Annotated in this window: 19 protein-coding genes; 11 read left to right on the forward strand and 8 right to left on the reverse strand. The window is 69.5% G+C overall.

Annotated features, from left to right (window positions below):
- Positions 1 to 3 precede the first annotated feature (3 nt).
- From JQS43_RS05875 to JQS43_RS05885, 3 genes are all read left to right on the forward strand, one after another.
- A complete protein-coding gene (locus JQS43_RS05875) occupies positions 4 to 936 on the forward strand; it encodes a F0F1 ATP synthase subunit gamma (protein ID WP_239678046.1) in 933 nt (310 codons plus the stop codon).
- Positions 936 to 2,375, forward strand: coding sequence for a F0F1 ATP synthase subunit beta (gene atpD / locus JQS43_RS05880; protein WP_239678047.1), 1,440 nt, complete (start codon positions 936 to 938; stop codon positions 2,373 to 2,375). Before JQS43_RS05875 ends, atpD begins: the two co-directional genes overlap by 1 nt.
- Before the next feature lie 118 nt (positions 2,376 to 2,493).
- A complete protein-coding gene (locus JQS43_RS05885; RefSeq protein WP_239678048.1) occupies positions 2,494 to 3,600 on the forward strand; it encodes an LCP family protein in 1,107 nt (368 codons plus the stop codon).
- 12 nt (positions 3,601 to 3,612) lie between these two features.
- Here the strand turns inward: JQS43_RS05885 and JQS43_RS05890 are convergent, their stop codons facing one another.
- Positions 3,613 to 4,119 (reverse strand): hypothetical protein, encoded by a 507-nt coding sequence (locus JQS43_RS05890; RefSeq protein ID WP_239678049.1) that lies wholly within the window; start codon positions 4,117 to 4,119, stop codon positions 3,613 to 3,615.
- A gap of 222 nt (positions 4,120 to 4,341) precedes the next feature.
- On the opposite strand from JQS43_RS05890, the gene JQS43_RS05895 reads away from it, so the two are divergent.
- Positions 4,342 to 4,626 (forward strand): F0F1 ATP synthase subunit epsilon, encoded by a 285-nt coding sequence (locus tag JQS43_RS05895; RefSeq protein ID WP_239678050.1) that lies wholly within the window; start codon positions 4,342 to 4,344, stop codon positions 4,624 to 4,626.
- Positions 4,627 to 4,638: 12 nt separating this feature from the next.
- Positions 4,639 to 5,088: a DUF2550 domain-containing protein gene (locus JQS43_RS05900; RefSeq protein ID WP_239678051.1), complete on the forward strand. Its 450-nt coding sequence runs from the start codon at positions 4,639 to 4,641 to the stop codon at positions 5,086 to 5,088.
- Here JQS43_RS05900 and JQS43_RS05905 read toward each other — a convergent pair.
- Positions 5,065 to 5,658, reverse strand: coding sequence for a cob(I)yrinic acid a,c-diamide adenosyltransferase (locus JQS43_RS05905; RefSeq protein WP_239678052.1), 594 nt, complete (start codon positions 5,656 to 5,658; stop codon positions 5,065 to 5,067). The two genes, JQS43_RS05900 and JQS43_RS05905, sit on opposite strands and share 24 nt — an antisense overlap.
- Positions 5,659 to 5,757: 99 nt before the next feature.
- On the opposite strand from JQS43_RS05905, the gene murA reads away from it, so the two are divergent.
- Positions 5,758 to 7,047, forward strand: coding sequence for a UDP-N-acetylglucosamine 1-carboxyvinyltransferase (gene murA, locus JQS43_RS05910; RefSeq protein WP_239678053.1), 1,290 nt, complete (start codon positions 5,758 to 5,760; stop codon positions 7,045 to 7,047).
- A gap of 36 nt (positions 7,048 to 7,083) precedes the next feature.
- Here the strand turns inward: murA and JQS43_RS05915 are convergent, their stop codons facing one another.
- Both JQS43_RS05915 and JQS43_RS05920 read right to left on the reverse strand, forming a co-directional pair.
- Positions 7,084 to 7,878 (reverse strand): ABC transporter permease, encoded by a 795-nt coding sequence (locus JQS43_RS05915; RefSeq protein WP_239678054.1) that lies wholly within the window; start codon positions 7,876 to 7,878, stop codon positions 7,084 to 7,086.
- Between the two features lie 7 nt (positions 7,879 to 7,885).
- Entirely contained in the window at positions 7,886 to 8,917 is a 1,032-nt protein-coding gene (locus JQS43_RS05920) for an ABC transporter substrate-binding protein (RefSeq protein ID WP_239678055.1), read from the reverse strand.
- 114 nt (positions 8,918 to 9,031) lie between these two features.
- Between JQS43_RS05920 and JQS43_RS05925 the strand changes: the two genes are divergently transcribed.
- Together JQS43_RS05925 and JQS43_RS05930 are read left to right on the forward strand one after the other, a co-directional pair.
- Positions 9,032 to 9,973, forward strand: coding sequence for a TIGR03560 family F420-dependent LLM class oxidoreductase (locus JQS43_RS05925; protein WP_239678056.1), 942 nt, complete (start codon positions 9,032 to 9,034; stop codon positions 9,971 to 9,973).
- 82 nt (positions 9,974 to 10,055) lie between these two features.
- Positions 10,056 to 10,907, forward strand: a complete 852-nt coding sequence (locus tag JQS43_RS05930; protein ID WP_239678057.1) for a 3-hydroxyacyl-CoA dehydrogenase family protein — start codon at positions 10,056 to 10,058, stop codon at positions 10,905 to 10,907.
- Positions 10,908 to 10,933: 26 nt separating this feature from the next.
- Here the strand turns inward: JQS43_RS05930 and JQS43_RS05935 are convergent, their stop codons facing one another.
- A complete protein-coding gene (locus JQS43_RS05935; protein WP_239678058.1) occupies positions 10,934 to 11,074 on the reverse strand; it encodes a hypothetical protein in 141 nt (46 codons plus the stop codon).
- Between the two features lie 192 nt (positions 11,075 to 11,266).
- On the opposite strand from JQS43_RS05935, the gene JQS43_RS05940 reads away from it, so the two are divergent.
- Entirely contained in the window at positions 11,267 to 11,716 is a 450-nt protein-coding gene (locus JQS43_RS05940) for a MaoC family dehydratase (RefSeq protein ID WP_239678059.1), read from the forward strand.
- Positions 11,717 to 11,731: 15 nt separating this feature from the next.
- A complete protein-coding gene (locus JQS43_RS05945) occupies positions 11,732 to 12,166 on the forward strand; it encodes a cupin domain-containing protein (RefSeq protein ID WP_239678060.1) in 435 nt (144 codons plus the stop codon).
- Positions 12,167 to 12,173: 7 nt separating this feature from the next.
- Here the strand turns inward: JQS43_RS05945 and JQS43_RS05950 are convergent, their stop codons facing one another.
- Both JQS43_RS05950 and JQS43_RS05955 read right to left on the reverse strand, forming a co-directional pair.
- Positions 12,174 to 13,808 (reverse strand): ABC-F family ATP-binding cassette domain-containing protein, encoded by a 1,635-nt coding sequence (locus tag JQS43_RS05950; RefSeq protein ID WP_239678061.1) that lies wholly within the window; start codon positions 13,806 to 13,808, stop codon positions 12,174 to 12,176.
- 33 nt (positions 13,809 to 13,841) lie between these two features.
- Positions 13,842 to 14,459: a DUF4126 domain-containing protein gene (locus JQS43_RS05955; protein ID WP_239678062.1), complete on the reverse strand. Its 618-nt coding sequence runs from the start codon at positions 14,457 to 14,459 to the stop codon at positions 13,842 to 13,844.
- 52 nt (positions 14,460 to 14,511) lie between these two features.
- Between JQS43_RS05955 and nucS the strand changes: the two genes are divergently transcribed.
- The gene (gene nucS, locus JQS43_RS05960) at positions 14,512 to 15,171 is read left to right on the forward strand and encodes an endonuclease NucS (RefSeq protein ID WP_239678063.1); all 660 of its coding nucleotides are present in this window, start codon (positions 14,512 to 14,514) and stop codon (positions 15,169 to 15,171) included.
- Between the two features lie 2 nt (positions 15,172 to 15,173).
- Here nucS and JQS43_RS05965 read toward each other — a convergent pair whose 3' ends face one another.
- Positions 15,174 to 15,974, reverse strand: coding sequence for an ABC transporter ATP-binding protein (locus JQS43_RS05965; RefSeq protein ID WP_239678064.1), 801 nt, complete (start codon positions 15,972 to 15,974; stop codon positions 15,174 to 15,176).
- Positions 15,975 to 15,979 lie beyond the last annotated feature (5 nt).

Raw genomic sequence — 15,979 nt, forward strand, 5'->3', positions numbered from 1 at the left:
CTAATGGCTGCGCAGTTGCGGGTGCTTCGCCGGCGGATCACGTCGGTGAAGTCGCTCAAGAAGATCACCAAGGCGATGGAGCTGGTCGCGACCAGCCGGATCGCCAAGGCACAGGAGCGGGTGACGGCCTCGCTGCCGTACTCGTACGCGATCACCGACGTGCTGACCGCGTTGGCGAGCACCGCGGACATCAACCACCCGTTGCTGGTCCCGCGGTCGCAGGTCCGCCGGGCCGGTGTCCTGGTGATCACCAGCGACCGGGGCCTCTGCGGCGCCTACAACGCCAACGCCATCCGCACCTGCGAGGAGCTCATCACCAAGCTCAAGGACGAGGGCAAGCAGGTCCAGCTGTACGTGGTCGGGCGCAAAGGGGTGGCTTTCTACTCCTTCCGCGGCCGGGAGATCGCGCAGAGCTGGACCGGCTTCTCCGACCAGCCCACGTTCGACGATGCGCGGGAGATCGGCCAGACCCTGATCGAGGCGTTCGAGGCCGGTGCCGACGATGTCGACGGTGGCCCCGGCGCCGACGGGGTGTCGGGCGTGGATGAGCTGCACGTGGTGCACACCCAGTTCAAGAGCTTGATGACCCAGACCCCGGTGGCGAACTTCCTGGCTCCGTTGCAGGTGGAGGAGGCCGAGGAGACCGAGGAGATCATCCTTCCGGCGTACGAGTACGAACCGGACCCGGACACGCTCTTCGACGCCCTGCTTCCGAAGTACATCAACACCCGCATCTACGCCGCATTGATCGACGCGGCGGCGAGCGAGTGGGCGGCGCGGCGGCGGGCCATGAAGAGCGCCACCGACAACGCCGAAGAGGTCATGCAGAGTTTGACGCGTGAGATGAACTCCGCCCGCCAGGCGGAGATCACCCAGGAGATCAGTGAAATCGTCGGCGGGGCGAACGCGCTCGCCGCGGCAGGAAGTGAAGAGTGATGGCTTCAGTGGAGACTGCTACCGGCGTTGGCCGCGTGGTTCGGGTGATCGGTCCGGTCGTCGACGCGGAATTCCCCCGGGACGCGATGCCAGAGATCTATCACGCGCTGCACGCGGACGTGACCTTTGGCGATGAGGAGAAGACCCTGACCATGGAGGTCGCCCAGCACCTGGGGGACAACATGGTTCGGGCGATCTCGATGCAGCCGACCGACGGTCTGGTGCGGGGCGCACCGATCCGGGACACCGGCGGCCCGATCTCGGTGCCGGTCGGGGACGTCACCAAGGGCCGGGTGTTCAACGCCATCGGCGACTGCCTGAACCTGGAGCCCGGCGAGAAGCTTGAGGTCAATGAGCGGTGGGGGATCCACCGCAAGGCCCCGGCCTTCGCCGATCTGGAGCCGAAGACCGAGATGCTGGAGACCGGCATCAAGGTGCTCGACCTGCTCGCCCCGTACGTCCGCGGTGGGAAGATCGGCCTGTTCGGCGGCGCCGGCGTGGGCAAGACCGTGCTGATCCAAGAGATGATCATCCGGGTCGCCCGGAACTTCGGTGGCACCTCGGTCTTCGCCGGCGTCGGTGAGCGGACCCGGGAAGGCAACGACCTGATCCTGGAGATGACCGACAGCGGCGTCATCGGCGACACCGCGCTGGTCTTCGGCCAGATGGACGAGCCGCCGGGGACCCGGCTGCGGGTGGCGTTGGCGGCGCTGACCATGGCCGAGTATTTCCGCGACGTCCAGAACCAGGAGGTGTTGCTCTTCGTCGACAACATCTTCCGGTTCACCCAGGCCGGCGCCGAGGTCTCCACGCTGCTGGGCCGGATGCCCTCGGCGGTGGGGTACCAGCCCACGCTCGCCGACGAGATGGGCGAGCTGCAGGAGCGGATCACCTCGGTCAAGGGCAAGGCGATCACCTCGATGCAGGCGATCTACGTGCCCGCCGACGACTACACCGACCCGGCTCCGCACACCGCCTTCACCCACCTGGACGCCACCACCAACCTGGAGCGGAAGATCTCCGACAAGGGGATCTACCCGGCGGTGGACCCGCTCGCCTCGTCGTCGCGGATCCTGGCGCCGGAGTTCGTCGGGGCCGAGCACTACGCGGTCGCGGCCGAGACCAAGCGGATCCTGCAGCGCTACCAGGACCTGCAGGACATCATCGCGATCCTCGGTATGGACGAGCTCAGCGAAGAAGACAAGATCACCGTGAACCGGGCCCGCCGGATCGAGCGGTTCCTCTCCCAGAACACCTACGCCGCGAAGCAGTTCACCGGCGTGGAGGGGTCGTTTGTCCCGGTGAAGGAGACCGTCGAGGCGTTCAAGAAGCTCACCGAAGGCGAGTACGACCACTTCCCCGAGCAGGCATTCTTCATGTGTGGTGGGCTCGAGGACCTGGAGCGGAACGCGCAGCGGCTGATGAGCGAGGACTTCTGACTGCTCGGCCAAACCATCGCCGGATTTAACGGCCGCCGCGCCCGCGGCGGCCGTTCCGGCTAGATGGCGGGGGTGTCAGTGGCATAACACCCCCCAGGTTCGGGCAGTATGGGAGGCGATGGTGGCACCGGAGCGGAAAAGACGTACGCCTCGTTGGGCGGTGCTCTGTGCTGCATTCGGCGCGTTGCTGATGGTTACCTCCGGCAGCGTGCTGATCGCCGCGGAGGTGATGTCCGCTCGGATCTCTGGCGCCATCACCCAGGGCGACCTGTTCGGGGAAGAAGACGACGAACACTACGGCGAGGACATCGAAGGCCCGCTCACTTTTCTGCTCGCCGGGCTGGACACCCGGCCGAGTCGGCCCGAGGAGCCGCCTCGCGCCGATTCGGTGATGCTCCTGCACGTGCCGGCGGAGATGGACCGCGGCTACTTGATCTCACTGCCCCGCGACGCGCTGGTCGAGATCCCGGCGTTCCCGGAGACCGGCTACCTCGGGGGGCAGGACCGGCTCAACTCGGCGATGTTCCTCGGTGCCCGGCAGCAGGCGGGTGAGGAGCTTCCGAACTTGGAGCGCGGGTTCCGGTTGTTGGCGCAGACCGTCGGCCAGCTGACCGGGGTCGAACGGTTCGACGCTGGCGCGGTGATCCAGTTCGAGGGCTTCGTCGAGGTGGTGGACGCGCTGGGCGGGATCACCGTCGAGTTGGACGAGGAGATCTACTCCCGGCACCGGCACCCCGATGGCAGCCACCGACCGCTCAACCCGCACGGGGAGGGATACCTCGGCGAGCAGGCGTATTACCCTGCGGGCGTCAACGAGCTGGAGGGCTGGCAGGCCCTGGACATCTCCCGGCAGCGTTACGGGGTCGATGGCAGCGACTTTGGTCGGCAGCAGTTGCAGCAGATGGTGCTGAAGGCGATGCTGGAGAAAGCGGTGAGTCGGGACATGCTGACCAACCCGGTCGCGTTGGACCGGACTGTTCAGGCCGCCGGTGATGCGCTGGTCTTCGATGGTCGGGGCAACGACCCGATCGACTTTGCGTTCGCCCTACGCGACCTGCGACCGGGCCAGCTGACCCAGGTGACGCTGCCGGCGGAGAACGTCGGTGAGGGGTCGGCGTACCAGGGCGAGGCGCTGCTGCCGGAGGCGTTGGAGCTGTTCAGCGCGCTCCGGCACGGGCAGCTGGACCAGTTCATCCTGGAGAATCCAGACTTCGTCGTGGATTGACCGCGCCTGGAGCTAGTCGGCGTCGACGTTCAGGTGCGGTAGCCGACCGCCCAACCCGTTGAAGATCTGGTAGGTCCAGAGCATCGCGAGCACCAGCAACGCCAGCCGTAGCAACGTGAGCAGGATGTCCCCGAACTGCGCGATCACGCCGCCGAAGGCGTAGATGCCGCCCTCTAGTCCGTCGAATCGGCTGGCGAAGGTGATTAGGAAAGCTAGGGCGCCGAAGATCGCCGCCGCGCCGTAGATCCCGAGGGCCGCTAGCGAGACCAGTTTCGCCTGCGAGAGCACCGGCCCGACCTTCGTCACCAGCAGCACCGCCAGCAACGGAGCCACCAGCACCGCCAGGCCGGTGAAGCTCTCGGTGTCGAACCGCCCGAAGAAGTCGGTCCGGGATGGTGGGAAGATCCAGGCGAGGAAGCCGAAGAAGACCGATAGCGCGGCGAACAACAGCAGCGCCCAGGCGGTCAGCGGGCGCAGCGGGACCGAGGCCCCGCTGGCGTTGGGAGTGGCTGAGGTCATGCCGCCACCCTAGTGGTCGGTCCCGCCGTACGTCGGGCCTCGCCCCACGGCAGCGATTCGCGTCGTCCGGGCGGTGCCTTGGAGCCGAATGTGTGACGTTGCCGTGGTCCGCTTGGGGAGGCTCGCGTCGCCCTATTAAACTCGGCGCAACCCCGCACACGCGGCACAGTCGGTGTCCGGTGCCCTCCGGCGCGCCGTTGTCCCGTCAAGGAGAGGAGCGCTGTGGCGAAGCAGCTGCACGTGGAGCTCGTGGCCGTCGAGGAGAAGGTCTGGAGCGGCGAGGTGGAGATGGTCGTCGCCAAGACCACCGAGGGTGAGCTGGGTGTGCTGCCGGGCCACGCGCCCCTGCTGGGCCAGCTCGCGGAGCCCGGCGAGGTAAGGCTGAAACTCGGCGACGGGGAGCAGCACGCCTGGCATGTCGCCGGCGGCTTCCTCTCGGTCACCACCGAGGGGGTCACCATTCTCGCCGAGAGTGCGGTGCCGTCCGAATCACCCGCGGCACACTGAGGCGGTCGGCCGATGAGGATCTTGGAGTGGATCGCCATCGGCGCGCTGATTCTGGCTGTCGGCCTGCTGGTGCTCTGGCTGCGGCGGTGGCTGCTCACCCGGCACGGTGACGCGATCGAACTCTACCTTCGGCTCTCCACGCTGGTGGCGGGCCGAGGGTGGGCGCCCGGCTTCGGCCGGCTCGTCGGCGACCAGCTCCGCTGGTATCGAATGTTCAGCTTCTCATTCCGGCCCCGTCGCGTGTTGCAACGGCGGAGTCTGGCGGTGGAGAGCCGGCGGCTTCCCGATGGTTCGGAGCGGTTCTCACTCCGCGAGGACTGGGTGATCCTGCGCTGTACCAGCCACCACGCACCGGTGGAGTTGGCGATGGCTCCCGCCACGCTCACCGGGTTCCTGTCCTGGATCGAGGCCGCGCCCCCGGGCGCGGTCTCGTTGTATTCATTCCCGCCCACCGCCGACTAACCGGTCGCCGCCGGGGACCCACTTGACGTCGCCCTCGGGGTTGGCTGCCCGGGCGAGGATGAAGAGCAGATCCGAGAGCCGGTTCAGGTAGGTGGCCGGGAGCTGGCCAGTGCGCTCGGGGTCCTGCTCCCAGAGCGCCCACGCGCAGCGTTCGGCTCGGCGGGCGACCGTACGCGCAGTGTGGAGCAGCGCGGCGCCGGGGGTGCCACCCGGCAGGATAAAAGAATCCAAGTTGGGAAGATCGGCGTTGAACTCGTCACACCACTGCTCCAGCCGGGTCACATAGTCGTCGGTGACCCGCAGCGGTGGCCAGGCGGGGTCGGGCGTGATCGGATTGCACAGGTCGGCCCCGACATCGAAGAGGTCGTTCTGCACCACCGTCAGCACCTCGGTGATTCGTTCCGGCAGCGCACCGAGCGCCAGCGACACCCCCAGCGCAGCGTTGCATTCGTCGACGTCGGCGTAGGCGGCGATGCGCAGATCGGTCTTGGCCACCCGCTCGCCGTTACCCAGCGCGGTGCTCCCGCTGTCGCCGGTGCGAGTGTAGATGCGAGTCAGATGCACGGACATGGCGCCAGCCTAACCGTCCGTTCACCCATGTGCAGTCTCTCGAACTCGCAGCGCCGCACCGTGACCGGTGCGATCAGGTGGTTGCCGGTCACCCCTAGGATGGCCCCCGTGGACGTGATCCGGGTGGCCGGCGGGGCGCGGTTGGTGGGTGACGTGTCGGTGGTGGGCGCCAAAAATTCGGCGCTGAAGCTGATGGCGGCGGCGTTACTGGCGCCAGGGGAGACCGTGGTCAGCAACGTTCCCCGAATCACCGACATCGCGGTGATGGCAGAGGTGCTCCGGCGGTTGGGCGCTGACGTGCGGGCCGACGGCGACGAGCTGAGCATCTCGGTCCCGGAGCGGCCCGGCGCCGAGGCCGACTATGACCTGGTGCGGCAGCTCCGTGCTTCGATCTGCGTGCTGGGCCCGTTGCTGGCGCGCCGCGGCTATGCCCGGGTGGCGCACCCCGGCGGGGACGCTATCGGCTCCCGAGGCCTCGACATGCACATCGAGGGCCTCGCCCGGATGGGCGCGGAGATGGTCAATGAGCACGGTTTCGTGATCGCCAACGCGCCGCGGGGGTTGCACGGCGCCACGATCTGGCTCGACTTTCCCAGCGTGGGCGCTACCGAGAACCTGCTGATGGCGGCGGTGCTCGCCAAGGGGGTCACCGAGATCGACAACGCGGCCCGGGAGCCGGAGATCATCGACCTGTGCGCGCAGTTGACCGCGATGGGCGCGCGGATCGATGGGGCGGGCAGCTCCCGGCTGGAGGTCGAGGGGGTGGAGGGCCTGCGGCCGGTTCGCCATCGCTGTGTCGGGGATCGGATCGTCGCCGGCACCTGGGCGTTCGCCGCCGCGATGACCCGGGGTGACCTCGCCATCACCGGGGTCGATCATCGGTTCCTGGAGATCGCGCTTGACAAGCTGATCCTCGCCGGTGCGCTGGTGGAGACCGGGCCGCAGCGGCTGCGGGTCCGGATGGACGAGCGCCCCCGCTCGGTAGATGTGGTGACCCTGCCGTACCCGGGGTTCGCGACCGACCTATTGCCGATGGCGATCGCGTTGGCCTCGGTCAGCGACGGCGCCTCGTTGATCACGGAGAACATCTTCGACGGTAGGTTCATGTTCATCAATGAGATGATGCGACTCGGGGCGCAGGTGCAGACCGATGGCCACCATGCGGTTGTCCGGGGCCGGGAGCGGCTCTCCAGCGCGCCGGTGCGGGCCACCGACATCCGGGCCGGCGCGGGCCTGGTGATGGCGGGCCTGTGCACCGACGGCGTCACCGAGGTCAGCCACGTCCACCACGTGGACCGCGGCTACCCGGGCCTCGCCGAAGACCTGCGTCGGTTGGGGGCCACCGTGGCCCGGGGCACGGTGCCGGACCTGCCGGAGTTCACGCTGTGACGGCACTGGTGACGGCCGTCGCCGGCCGGCCATGGGTCAGGCGGTAACCGCCCGCACCCACGGCAGCAGCAGCCGCTCCAGCGCCACCACGGCGTAGAAGAGCCCGATGCCCATGAGGCTGAGGACCACGATCGCGGCGAACGCGAGGGCGGTGTTGCCGCCGGCGCTGGCGGTGCGGATGACAAAGGCGAGCCCGGTGTTGCCGCCAGCGAACTCTCCGACGACCGCACCGATCAATGCCAGCGGCATGGCGATCTTCAACCCCATGAAGATCTGCGGCAGGGCGTACGGGAATCGGACCTTCGCGAAGGTTCGCCACCGGGAGGCGTCCCAGGAACGGGCCAGCTCCACCAGTTCGACCGGGGTGGAGCGCAGTCCGGCCGAGGTCGCCAGCACTACCGGAAAGAAGGAGACCAGCACCACCATCGCGATCCGCGGCTGCATCCCGAGGTTCAGCCACACCACCAGCATCGGCGCCAGGGCTACCTTGGGAACCGCGTTGAACGCCACCAGCCACGGGGTGGTTGCCTGGTCGACGATTCGGGAAGCCGCGATCGCGGAGCCGAGCAGCAGGCCGGCGACGGTGGTGATGCCGAATCCGACCACCGTCTCGGTGAGGGTGACCAGGCCCTGCTCCCACAGCCGGTGCCGGAGGCGGATCAGTTCGGAGACCACCTCGGCCGGGCCGGGCAGCAGGATGCGGGGGATGTCGAAGGCGACCACCGCTCCCCACCAGAGGGTGAGTACGAGTCCCGCGCTCGCTACCGGCAGGAGCACCGGGGAGGCGGCTGTGACCCACCGGCGCCCCCGACCGCCGGTGCCGGCTGCCATGGCCCGGCTACTCGTGGCCGGGGACGAGCGGGAAGGTCACCACCTCGCTCGGGGTCATGCCGGGTGGGATGGCCCCGGCGTCGGTGAGGGCGGCGATGTGCTCGGCTACCCGCTGCTCGTCCATCGTGCCGAACGGGCCGTCGGTGGTCGTCACATAGGGAGCCATCAGCCGGATCTCGGCGGCCGCGACCGTACCGTCCATCTCGGGCACCCACTCCTGGAGGATCTGGCCGGCGGCGTCGGGGTCTGCGATGGTCGTCTCCAGCCCGCGCAACAGCGCCCTGGTGAAGCGTTGCACCAGGTCCGGGTCTGTGTTGGCGACCTCCTCGCTGACCACCAGCGCGATCCCGTACAGATCCGGGAGGTGGTCGCTGAACGGGAGCACCACGGTCGGCTGGTCGGCCGCCGCCTCGATCGTCGGTTGGCCGACCAGGAACTGCCCGATCGCGTCGACGGTCCCGGTCGCGAGCAGGCTCGGTAGCTGGGCCGGTTCGAAGCTGTTGTCGACGGTGACCGTGTCCGGGTCCACCCCGGCGAGCCGGGCGTAGGAGGGGAACAACATCGGCCCCACCGACCCGGGCGCGTCGCCGATGGTACGGCCGGCGAGGTCGGCCGGGGTGGTGATGCCGCTGTCGGCGAGGGCGATGATCGCGAAGAGGGTCTGTTGCTGGATCGCCGCGACCACAGTGAACTCCGGTGGCACGTCGCCCTGCGTGCGGGCGATCAGCGCACCGCTGAACTCGGACAGGGCGAAGTCCGCCTGGCCGGCGACGGTCTGGGTCACGTTGGGGATGGTCCCGGCTCCGGGCTGGATGTCCACCTCCAGGCCCTCGTCGGCGAAGTAGCCGCGTTCGGCGGCCACGTAGGCGTACGCGTCCCGGCCGAAGGTGCCGAAGCCGGTGAGGTAGGTGACGGAGTCCAGGCGCTCGTCCGGGGCGGACTCCGTGGTGGTCGCGCAGCCAGCGCTGGCGAGCAGCGTCGCGGCGGTGGTTACGACGGTTGTCAGTCGGCGGGTGCGACCCTGGCGGGAACTGTCCATTCGACCTCCCGGTGGCGATCTTGGGCAGATCAGATCTATCTCCGCCGATATAGCCTACGACCCCGGCGGCGGTTCCGCACCTTCGCAGGCGGCCCCGGAGGGCTAAGGTGTCGTATGGAAGTATGCCTGTTTATCGAACCACATCGCGGCGCCAGCTACCGCGAACAGCGTGACTTCGCCCGCCACGCCGAGGAGTGCGGGTTCGCCGGGCTGTTCCGGGCCGACCACTATCAACCCTTCGGCAGCTCAGCTGGCCTTCCCGGGCCCACCGACGCGTGGTTGACGTTGGCGGCACTCGCCGTCGAGACCATCCGGATCCGGCTCGGGACGCTGGTCACCTCGATCACCTTCCGGCTGCCGGGGCCGCTGGCGATCGCGGTGGCCCAGGTCGACCAGATGAGCCAGGGCCGGGTGGAACTCGGTATCGGAGCCGGCTGGTTCGCGCCCGAACACCGGTCCTACGGGATCCCGTTTCCGCCGCTGGCCGAGCGACTGTCCCGGCTGGCGGAACAGCTCGAAGTAGTGACCGGCCTGTGGCGGACCCCGGTGGGGGAGCGCTTCGGTCACCAGGGTCGCTACTATCAGCTGGTCGACGCCCCGGCGCTGCCGAAACCGGTGCAGGTGCCCGGTCCGCCGATCATCATCGGGGGCCGAGGGCTCCGGCGTACGCCGATGCTGGCGGCGCGGTACGCCGACGAGTTCAACGCGACCTTCCAGGCGCCCGCGGCGGCAGCGAGCGCGTTCCGCGCGGTGGCCGGGGCCGCCGCGCAGGTCGGCCGGCGGCGGCCGATCCGGCGTTCGGTGGGGATACCGGTGGCGTGCGGCCGGACCGATGCGCAGGCCCGGCAGCGGGCGGCGGCCCTCTACGAGCCGGGCAGCGTACTTCCCGCCGGAGAGTCGCTGGTGGTCGGCTCGCCGCAGCAGCTGGTGGACCGGATCCATGAGCTGCGCGAGGTGGGCGCCGACCGGGTCTATCTGCGGCCGGGGGCCCTGACCGACCGGGCGCACCTCGATCTGCTCGCCAGTGAGGTACTGCCGGCGGTCACAACGTGCTGAACGTCCGTTCAGTAGGTTGGTAGGGTGCACGGTGGCGGCGCGCAGTGGCGCCGGCCGTTGCGGCGGACGCGAGGAGGCGACCATGGCAGGCAGACTGGCGGTCATCGGAGCCGGGTTGATGGGTTCGGGCATCGCCCAGGTGGCGGCGCAGGCTGGGTGGACAGTGGTGCTCCGGGACCTGGACCGGGCCAGTGTCGAGCGGGGGCTGGACGGGATCCGCCGCTCCCTGGACCGGTTCGTCACCAAGGAGAAGCTCACCGCCGCCGACGCCGAAGCAGCCGTGGGTCGGATCACTCCGACCACCGATCTGGCGGCGGCCGCCGACGCGGACATCGTGGTCGAGGCGGTCTTTGAGCAGATCGAACTCAAGCACGAGGTTTTCCGGGAGTTGGACCGGATCTGCCAGCCCTCGACCGTGCTCGCCAGCAACACCAGCGCCATCCCGATCACCCAGTTGGCGGCGGTGACCGAGCGGCCGGAGTCGTTCGTCGGCACGCACTTCTTCTCACCCGTACCGATGATGAAGCTCTGTGAGCTGGTGCGCGGGTTCAAGACCAGCGACGAGACTCTCGCCACCGCCCGCAGCTTCGCCGAGGAGGTGGGGAAGACCTGCATCGTGGTGAACCGGGATGTAGCCGGCTTCGTGACCACCCGGTTGATCTCGGCGCTGGTGATGGAGGCGGTGAAGCTGGTCGAGTCCGGGGTGGTCTCTGCGGAGGATCTGGACCTCGCCTGCCAGCTCGGGTTCGGTCACGCCATGGGGCCGCTGGCGACCACTGATCTGACCGGGGTGGATGTGCTACTCAACGCCTCCCGCAACATCTACGCGGACACCGGTGAGGCGAAGTTCTTCCCGCCCGAACTGCTGCAGCGCATGGTCGCCGCCGGTGACCTCGGCCGCAAGCGCGGGCAGGGGTTCTATCAGTACGACTGAAGTGGCGGCACTGTGATGTCACAGTCTCAGGTAAGCTCGTCGTGGGCGCGCCGACTGCTGGCGCGACGGCGGGCCAGCCGGCCCTTCCGGTAGCCGTCGGCGGCTTGGCGGCGCTCGCGTGCGTCGGTCTTGGCGAGGATGCTGGTGAGGTACTCCGTCGTCATCATGGCGTCAGTCTGACATCATCGACGTCACACTGTCAAGGTGATGACTTCACTGGGGTGTCGGTCGGCGTCAGTGTGGCGCAATCTGGCTAGCTTGCACCCCACCCCCTCATCCACGATCATGAGGTTTGGTACGCAGGAGAGCGCCGATCATGGACCTAAGGTCCATGATCGGCCGGGAGGAAGGGGTGGGCGATGGGGTTCGGATCGGTCGCGGAGCTGCGGGCGGCGGCAGGCGGGAGCCTCGGCTACACCGACTGGCTGCTGGTCGACCAGGCGCGGATCGACCGGTTCGCCGAGGCCACCGGCGACCACCAGTGGATCCACGTCGACCCGGAACGGGCCGCGGCCGGCCCGTTCGGCACCACCATCGGCCACGGCTACCTCACCCTGTCGCTGCTGCCCGCCCTGCTCGGCGACCGGTTGCGGGTCGACGGCGCCAGCATGGGGGTCAACTACGGGGTCAACAAGGTCCGGTTCCCAGCCCCGGTGCCGGTCGACTCCCGGGTCCGGGCGCAGGTCGAGATCCAGTCGGTCACCGACGTCACCAGCGGCGTGCAGGTGGTGGCGACCGTGACCGTCGAGCGGGAGGGCGGCGACAAGCCGGTCTGCGTCGCCGAGACGGTCAGCCGAATCTATCTTTGAGAGCGAGTGGCCTCCATGATCGAACCCCCGTCGAAGCTGGTCACCCAGCTTGCGCTCAGTCCGCACCCCGAGGGCGGTTGGTTCCGCGAGACTTGGCGGTCGCCGCTCACCCTCGAACCCCCGGGCTACGAGGGGGTGCGTTCGGTCGCCACCGCCATCTACTACGTACTGCATCCGGGGGAGGAGTCTGCGTGGCACGTGGTCCGCTCGCCGGAGCTGTGGCTGTGGCACTCCGGCGCCCCGCTCACGCTGTGGCTGGGTGGCGACGGGCCGGAGCCGGGCGCCGGGGAGCCCTACCTACTCGGCGCCGATGTCGCCGCCGGTCAGCAGCCGCAGCTGCTCGTGCCGAGCGGGGTGTGGCAGGCGGCGGCACCGGCCGGCGACGAGCCGGTCCTGGTCAGCTGTGTGGTCGCGCCGGGCTTTGATCCGGCCGACTTCCGGTTGATCTGAGCTGGGCTCAGGTTCCCCAGACCGGCTCGGGCACCTCGATCACCGTCCCGTCGGCCCGGAGCAGCAGAAACCGGCCGAAGGAGCGGGTGAACCAGCGGTCGTGGGTGACCGCAACCACCGTGCCGGCGAAACCTGAAAGCCCGGCCTCCAGCGCCTCCGCCGAGGCGAGGTCCAGGTTGTCGGTCGGCTCGTCCAGCAGCAGCAGCGTCGCCCCGGAGAGCTCCAGCAGCAGGATCAGGAACCGGGCCTGCTGGCCGCCGGAGAGCAGACCGAATCGCTGGTCAGCGGCGGCGGCCAGTTCGTAGCGGCCGAGCGCCCGGATCGCGTCGTGCCGGGGCATGCCGGGTCGGTGATCGTCGCCGCGGGACAGGATCTCGGTCAGCGCGCGATCCTGCAGGTCGGGACGGTGGTGCAGTTGGGAGAAGTGGCCCGGTCGCACCCGCGCTCCGAGCCGGGCGCTCCCTTCATGGGCCACCGGCGGCAAGTCGATCAGGGCATCCCCGGCCGGGTCGCTCCCGCCGCGCCCCAGCAGCTGGAGCAGGTGGGACTTGCCGGTGCCGTTGCCGCCTAGCACCGCCACCCGGTCGCCGTACCAGAGCTCCAGGTCGAACGGTCGGGTCAGGCCGGTCAGGGCTAACCGCTCGCAGATCACCGCCCGCTTGCCGGTCCGGCCACCGGTGAGCTTGACCTCGATCTCCTGGTCGCGGGGGCGGGGCGGCGGCGGGCCGGCCGCTTCGAACTTCCGCAGCCGGGTCTGCGCGGCCTGGTAGCGGGAGGCCATGTCGGAGTTGTAGGCGGCTTTCTGCTTATACATGAGCAGCTGTGCCCGGAGTTTGGCGTGCTCCTCATCCCACCGGCGGCGGGCCTCGTCGAGCCGGTCGTGCCGGTCCGCCCGGGCCTGGTGCCAGCTGGCGAACCCGCCAGCGTGGGTCCAGGCCGACCCGCCCTCCACGGTCACCACCCGGTCGGCGGTACGGGCCAACAGCTCCCGATCGTGGGAGACATAGAGAACGCTCTTGCGGGAACTGGTCAGCCGCTGCTCCAGCCACCGCTTGCCCGGTACATCGAGGTAGTTGTCGGGCTCGTCGAGCAGCAGCACCTCGGCCGGGCCGTGCAACAGCAGCTCCAGGGCGAACCGCTTCTGTTCACCGCCGGAGAGGGTGCGCACCGGGCGGTGCTGGGCCTGTTCCCATTCCTGCCCGAGCAGGGCGACACTGACCGTGTCGAAGGTGACCTCGGCGTCGTAACCGCCGGCTTCTCCCCAGCCGGCCAACGCCTCCGCGTACGCGAGTTGGGCCGGCTCGGTGCCGGTTGCCAGTTCGACCTCCGCCTTGGCCAGCCGCTGGCCGGCTGCCCGCACCGCCGGCGGGGCGAGCGACAATGCGAGGTCAGCGAGGGTCCGATCGTCGGCGACCGCGCCGATGAACTGGCGCATGACTCCCAGTTCGCCGCTGCCGCTGATGGCGCCGACCGGCACCGGGGCGTCGCCGGCGATCATCCGGAGCAACGTGGTCTTGCCCGCGCCGTTCGGGCCGACCAGGGCCACTTTGGCCCCCTCGCCCACCCGGAAGGAGACGTCGCGCAACAGCTGGCGGCCGTCGGGGAGAGTGTGGCCGACCCCGACCACGTCCAGATGGCCCATGCCAGCGATCATCGTCCAGCCGGGCCGGGGGTGCTACCGAATTCTATGGTCGGTACCCGTGGCGTTAGCGGCGCGGCGTCGGCGGCGGACCCGGCGCACCAACCACCAGGTCAGCAGCGGCAACCCGAGCAGTAGGCCGATCACGAGCACCGGAACCAGGATCGCGGCGACCGCCAGACTGACGCTGCCGGCGTCCTCGACGGTGCTCAACACCGGGGCCGCCAGGCCGGCGGTGGCGGTGTTGAGGATGGCCCGCAGCAACGCCTTGGCCACGTGCACGGCGAGCGCGATCGCCACCCCGACCGCGATCGGCTGCCAGTCGCCGCCGCTGAACAGCTGCGCCGGGTCGGTCACCGCGGCGGTCTCGGCGGAGCTGCCGGCGCCGAAAACCACCCCGCCGGAGCCAGGTCGGATCACCGTCTGCACCACATCGTTGACGCTGTCCACGATCGGGATCTTGTCGGCGACCAACTCGATGACGAACAAGCCGGCGAGCACGCTCAGCAGCCAACCGTTGTCCAGCCACTGCCACGCCTCCGGCAGCGTGAGCAGGCCGGTGTAGCGGCTCAGCAACCCCACCACCAGCAGCGGGATCCAGGCGTTCAGCCCGGCGGAGGTGGCCAGCCCCAACCCGGTCAGTAGCTCCAGCACTCGACCATGGTGGCATTACTGCGCCAGCCGGTGATCGCGTAGAGTCCTGACCGTGCGGCTGGTTATTGCGCGATGCTCGGTGGACTATGCCGGCCGGTTGTCGGCGCACCTGCCGCCGGCGGTGCGGCTGCTGATGGTGAAGGCGGACGGGTCGGTCTCGATCCACGCCGACGACCGGGCCTACAAACCCCTCAACTGGATGAGTCCACCGTGCCGGATCGAAGAGTCACCGGGCGTCTGGCGGGTGGTCAACAAAGCGGGGGAGCAGCTGCGGATCACGCTGGAGGAGGTGCTCTCCGACACCTCCTTCGAGTTCGGGATCGACCCCGGCCTGCAGAAGGATGGGGTGGAGGCCCACCTGCAGGAGCTGCTCGCCGCCGACCCCACCACGCTCGGCACCGGCTTCACGCTGGTCCGGCGGGAGTACCCGACCGCGATCGGTCCGGTCGACCTGCTCTGTCGCGACGGGGGTGGGGCGAGCGTGGCGATCGAGGTGAAGCGCCGCGGCGACATCGACGGAGTGGAGCAGCTGACCCGCTACCTGGAGCTGCTCAACCGGGATCCGTTGCTGGCGCCGGTCGCGGGCGTCTTCGCCGCGCAGGAGATCAAACCGCAGGCCCGGGTGCTCGCCGAGGACCGCGGCATCCGCTGCGTCTGGCTCGACTACGACGCGCTGCGCAACATCGAGCCGGACGAGGCCCGGCTGTTCTGAACCTAGTCGGTGGCGGCGGCGTAGGGGAGGCACACGACGCTGCCGGTCACCGGGTCGGTGGTGACCGTGGCGTGGACCCCGAAGTGGCTGGCGAGAAACTCCGGAGTCACCACCGACGACGGTGACCCGTCGGCGACCACCCGGCCCTGATCCAGGGCGACGATCCGGTCGCAGTAGCGCGCCGCCTGGTTGAGGTCGTGCAGCACCAGCACCACCGTCAGCGCTCGGTCCCGGCGCAGCCGGTCCACCAGGTCGAGCACCTCCAGTTGGTGGCCGATGTCCAGGAAAGTGGTCGGCTCGTCCAGCAGCAGCACCGGGGTCTGCTGGGCGAGGGTCAGCGCGATCCACGCCCGTTGCCGCTCGCCACCGGAGAGCCGATCGACGTACCGGTCGGCGTAGCCGGCCAGCCCGGTCAGATCCAGGGCTTCCTGGACCACCCGCCGGTCGTCGGCGGTGGCACGGGCGAACATGCCCCGGTGCGGGAACCGACCGTGCTCCACCAGCTCCCGGACGGTGATGCCGGCCGGGGGGACGGGGCCCTGCGGGAGCACCGCCAGCCGCTGGGCGACCTGGGCGGTGGGCAGCCGGGCGATGTCCGCCCCATCCAGCAGCACCGTGCCGGCGTCGGCCGGCAACAGCCGCGCCAGGGTACGCAGCAGCGTCGACTTGCCCGATCCGTTGCGGCCGACCAGCGCCAGCATCTCGCCGGTGCGCACCTCGGCGGCCAGCCCGGCCAACACCGGGGTCTCCCCGTACCGGACGTGCAGCTCTTGCGCGCAGAGCACGGTCGGTTCGGTCGCCATCGGAC

This window comes from Natronosporangium hydrolyticum, assembly GCF_016925615.1.
GTDB classification, from domain to species: Bacteria; Actinomycetota; Actinomycetes; order Mycobacteriales; family Micromonosporaceae; genus Natronosporangium; species Natronosporangium hydrolyticum.

What these genes read in the sequence shown, in the direction of transcription:
- murA (WP_239678053.1), top strand. Translation starts at nt 5,758, where the DNA reads ATGGCCCCCGTGGACGTGATCCGGGTGGCCGGCGGGGCGCGGTTGGTG.
- JQS43_RS05905 (WP_239678052.1), bottom strand. Translation starts at nt 5,658, where the DNA reads ATGTCCGTGCATCTGACTCGCATCTACACTCGCACCGGCGACAGCGGG.
- JQS43_RS05885 (WP_239678048.1), top strand. Translation starts at nt 2,494, where the DNA reads ATGGTGGCACCGGAGCGGAAAAGACGTACGCCTCGTTGGGCGGTGCTC.
- JQS43_RS05950 (WP_239678061.1), bottom strand. Translation starts at nt 13,808, where the DNA reads ATGGGCCATCTGGACGTGGTCGGGGTCGGCCACACTCTCCCCGACGGC.
- JQS43_RS05890 (WP_239678049.1), bottom strand. Translation starts at nt 4,119, where the DNA reads ATGACCTCAGCCACTCCCAACGCCAGCGGGGCCTCGGTCCCGCTGCGC.
- JQS43_RS05930 (WP_239678057.1), top strand. Translation starts at nt 10,056, where the DNA reads ATGGCAGGCAGACTGGCGGTCATCGGAGCCGGGTTGATGGGTTCGGGC.
- JQS43_RS05875 (WP_239678046.1), top strand. Translation starts at nt 4, where the DNA reads ATGGCTGCGCAGTTGCGGGTGCTTCGCCGGCGGATCACGTCGGTGAAG.
- JQS43_RS05915 (WP_239678054.1), bottom strand. Translation starts at nt 7,878, where the DNA reads ATGGCAGCCGGCACCGGCGGTCGGGGGCGCCGGTGGGTCACAGCCGCC.
- JQS43_RS05965 (WP_239678064.1), bottom strand. Translation starts at nt 15,974, where the DNA reads ATGGCGACCGAACCGACCGTGCTCTGCGCGCAAGAGCTGCACGTCCGG.
- atpD (WP_239678047.1), top strand. Translation starts at nt 936, where the DNA reads ATGGCTTCAGTGGAGACTGCTACCGGCGTTGGCCGCGTGGTTCGGGTG.
- JQS43_RS05940 (WP_239678059.1), top strand. Translation starts at nt 11,267, where the DNA reads ATGGGGTTCGGATCGGTCGCGGAGCTGCGGGCGGCGGCAGGCGGGAGC.
- JQS43_RS05945 (WP_239678060.1), top strand. Translation starts at nt 11,732, where the DNA reads ATGATCGAACCCCCGTCGAAGCTGGTCACCCAGCTTGCGCTCAGTCCG.
- JQS43_RS05900 (WP_239678051.1), top strand. Translation starts at nt 4,639, where the DNA reads ATGAGGATCTTGGAGTGGATCGCCATCGGCGCGCTGATTCTGGCTGTC.
- JQS43_RS05925 (WP_239678056.1), top strand. Translation starts at nt 9,032, where the DNA reads ATGGAAGTATGCCTGTTTATCGAACCACATCGCGGCGCCAGCTACCGC.
- JQS43_RS05920 (WP_239678055.1), bottom strand. Translation starts at nt 8,917, where the DNA reads ATGGACAGTTCCCGCCAGGGTCGCACCCGCCGACTGACAACCGTCGTA.
- JQS43_RS05935 (WP_239678058.1), bottom strand. Translation starts at nt 11,074, where the DNA reads ATGATGACGACGGAGTACCTCACCAGCATCCTCGCCAAGACCGACGCA.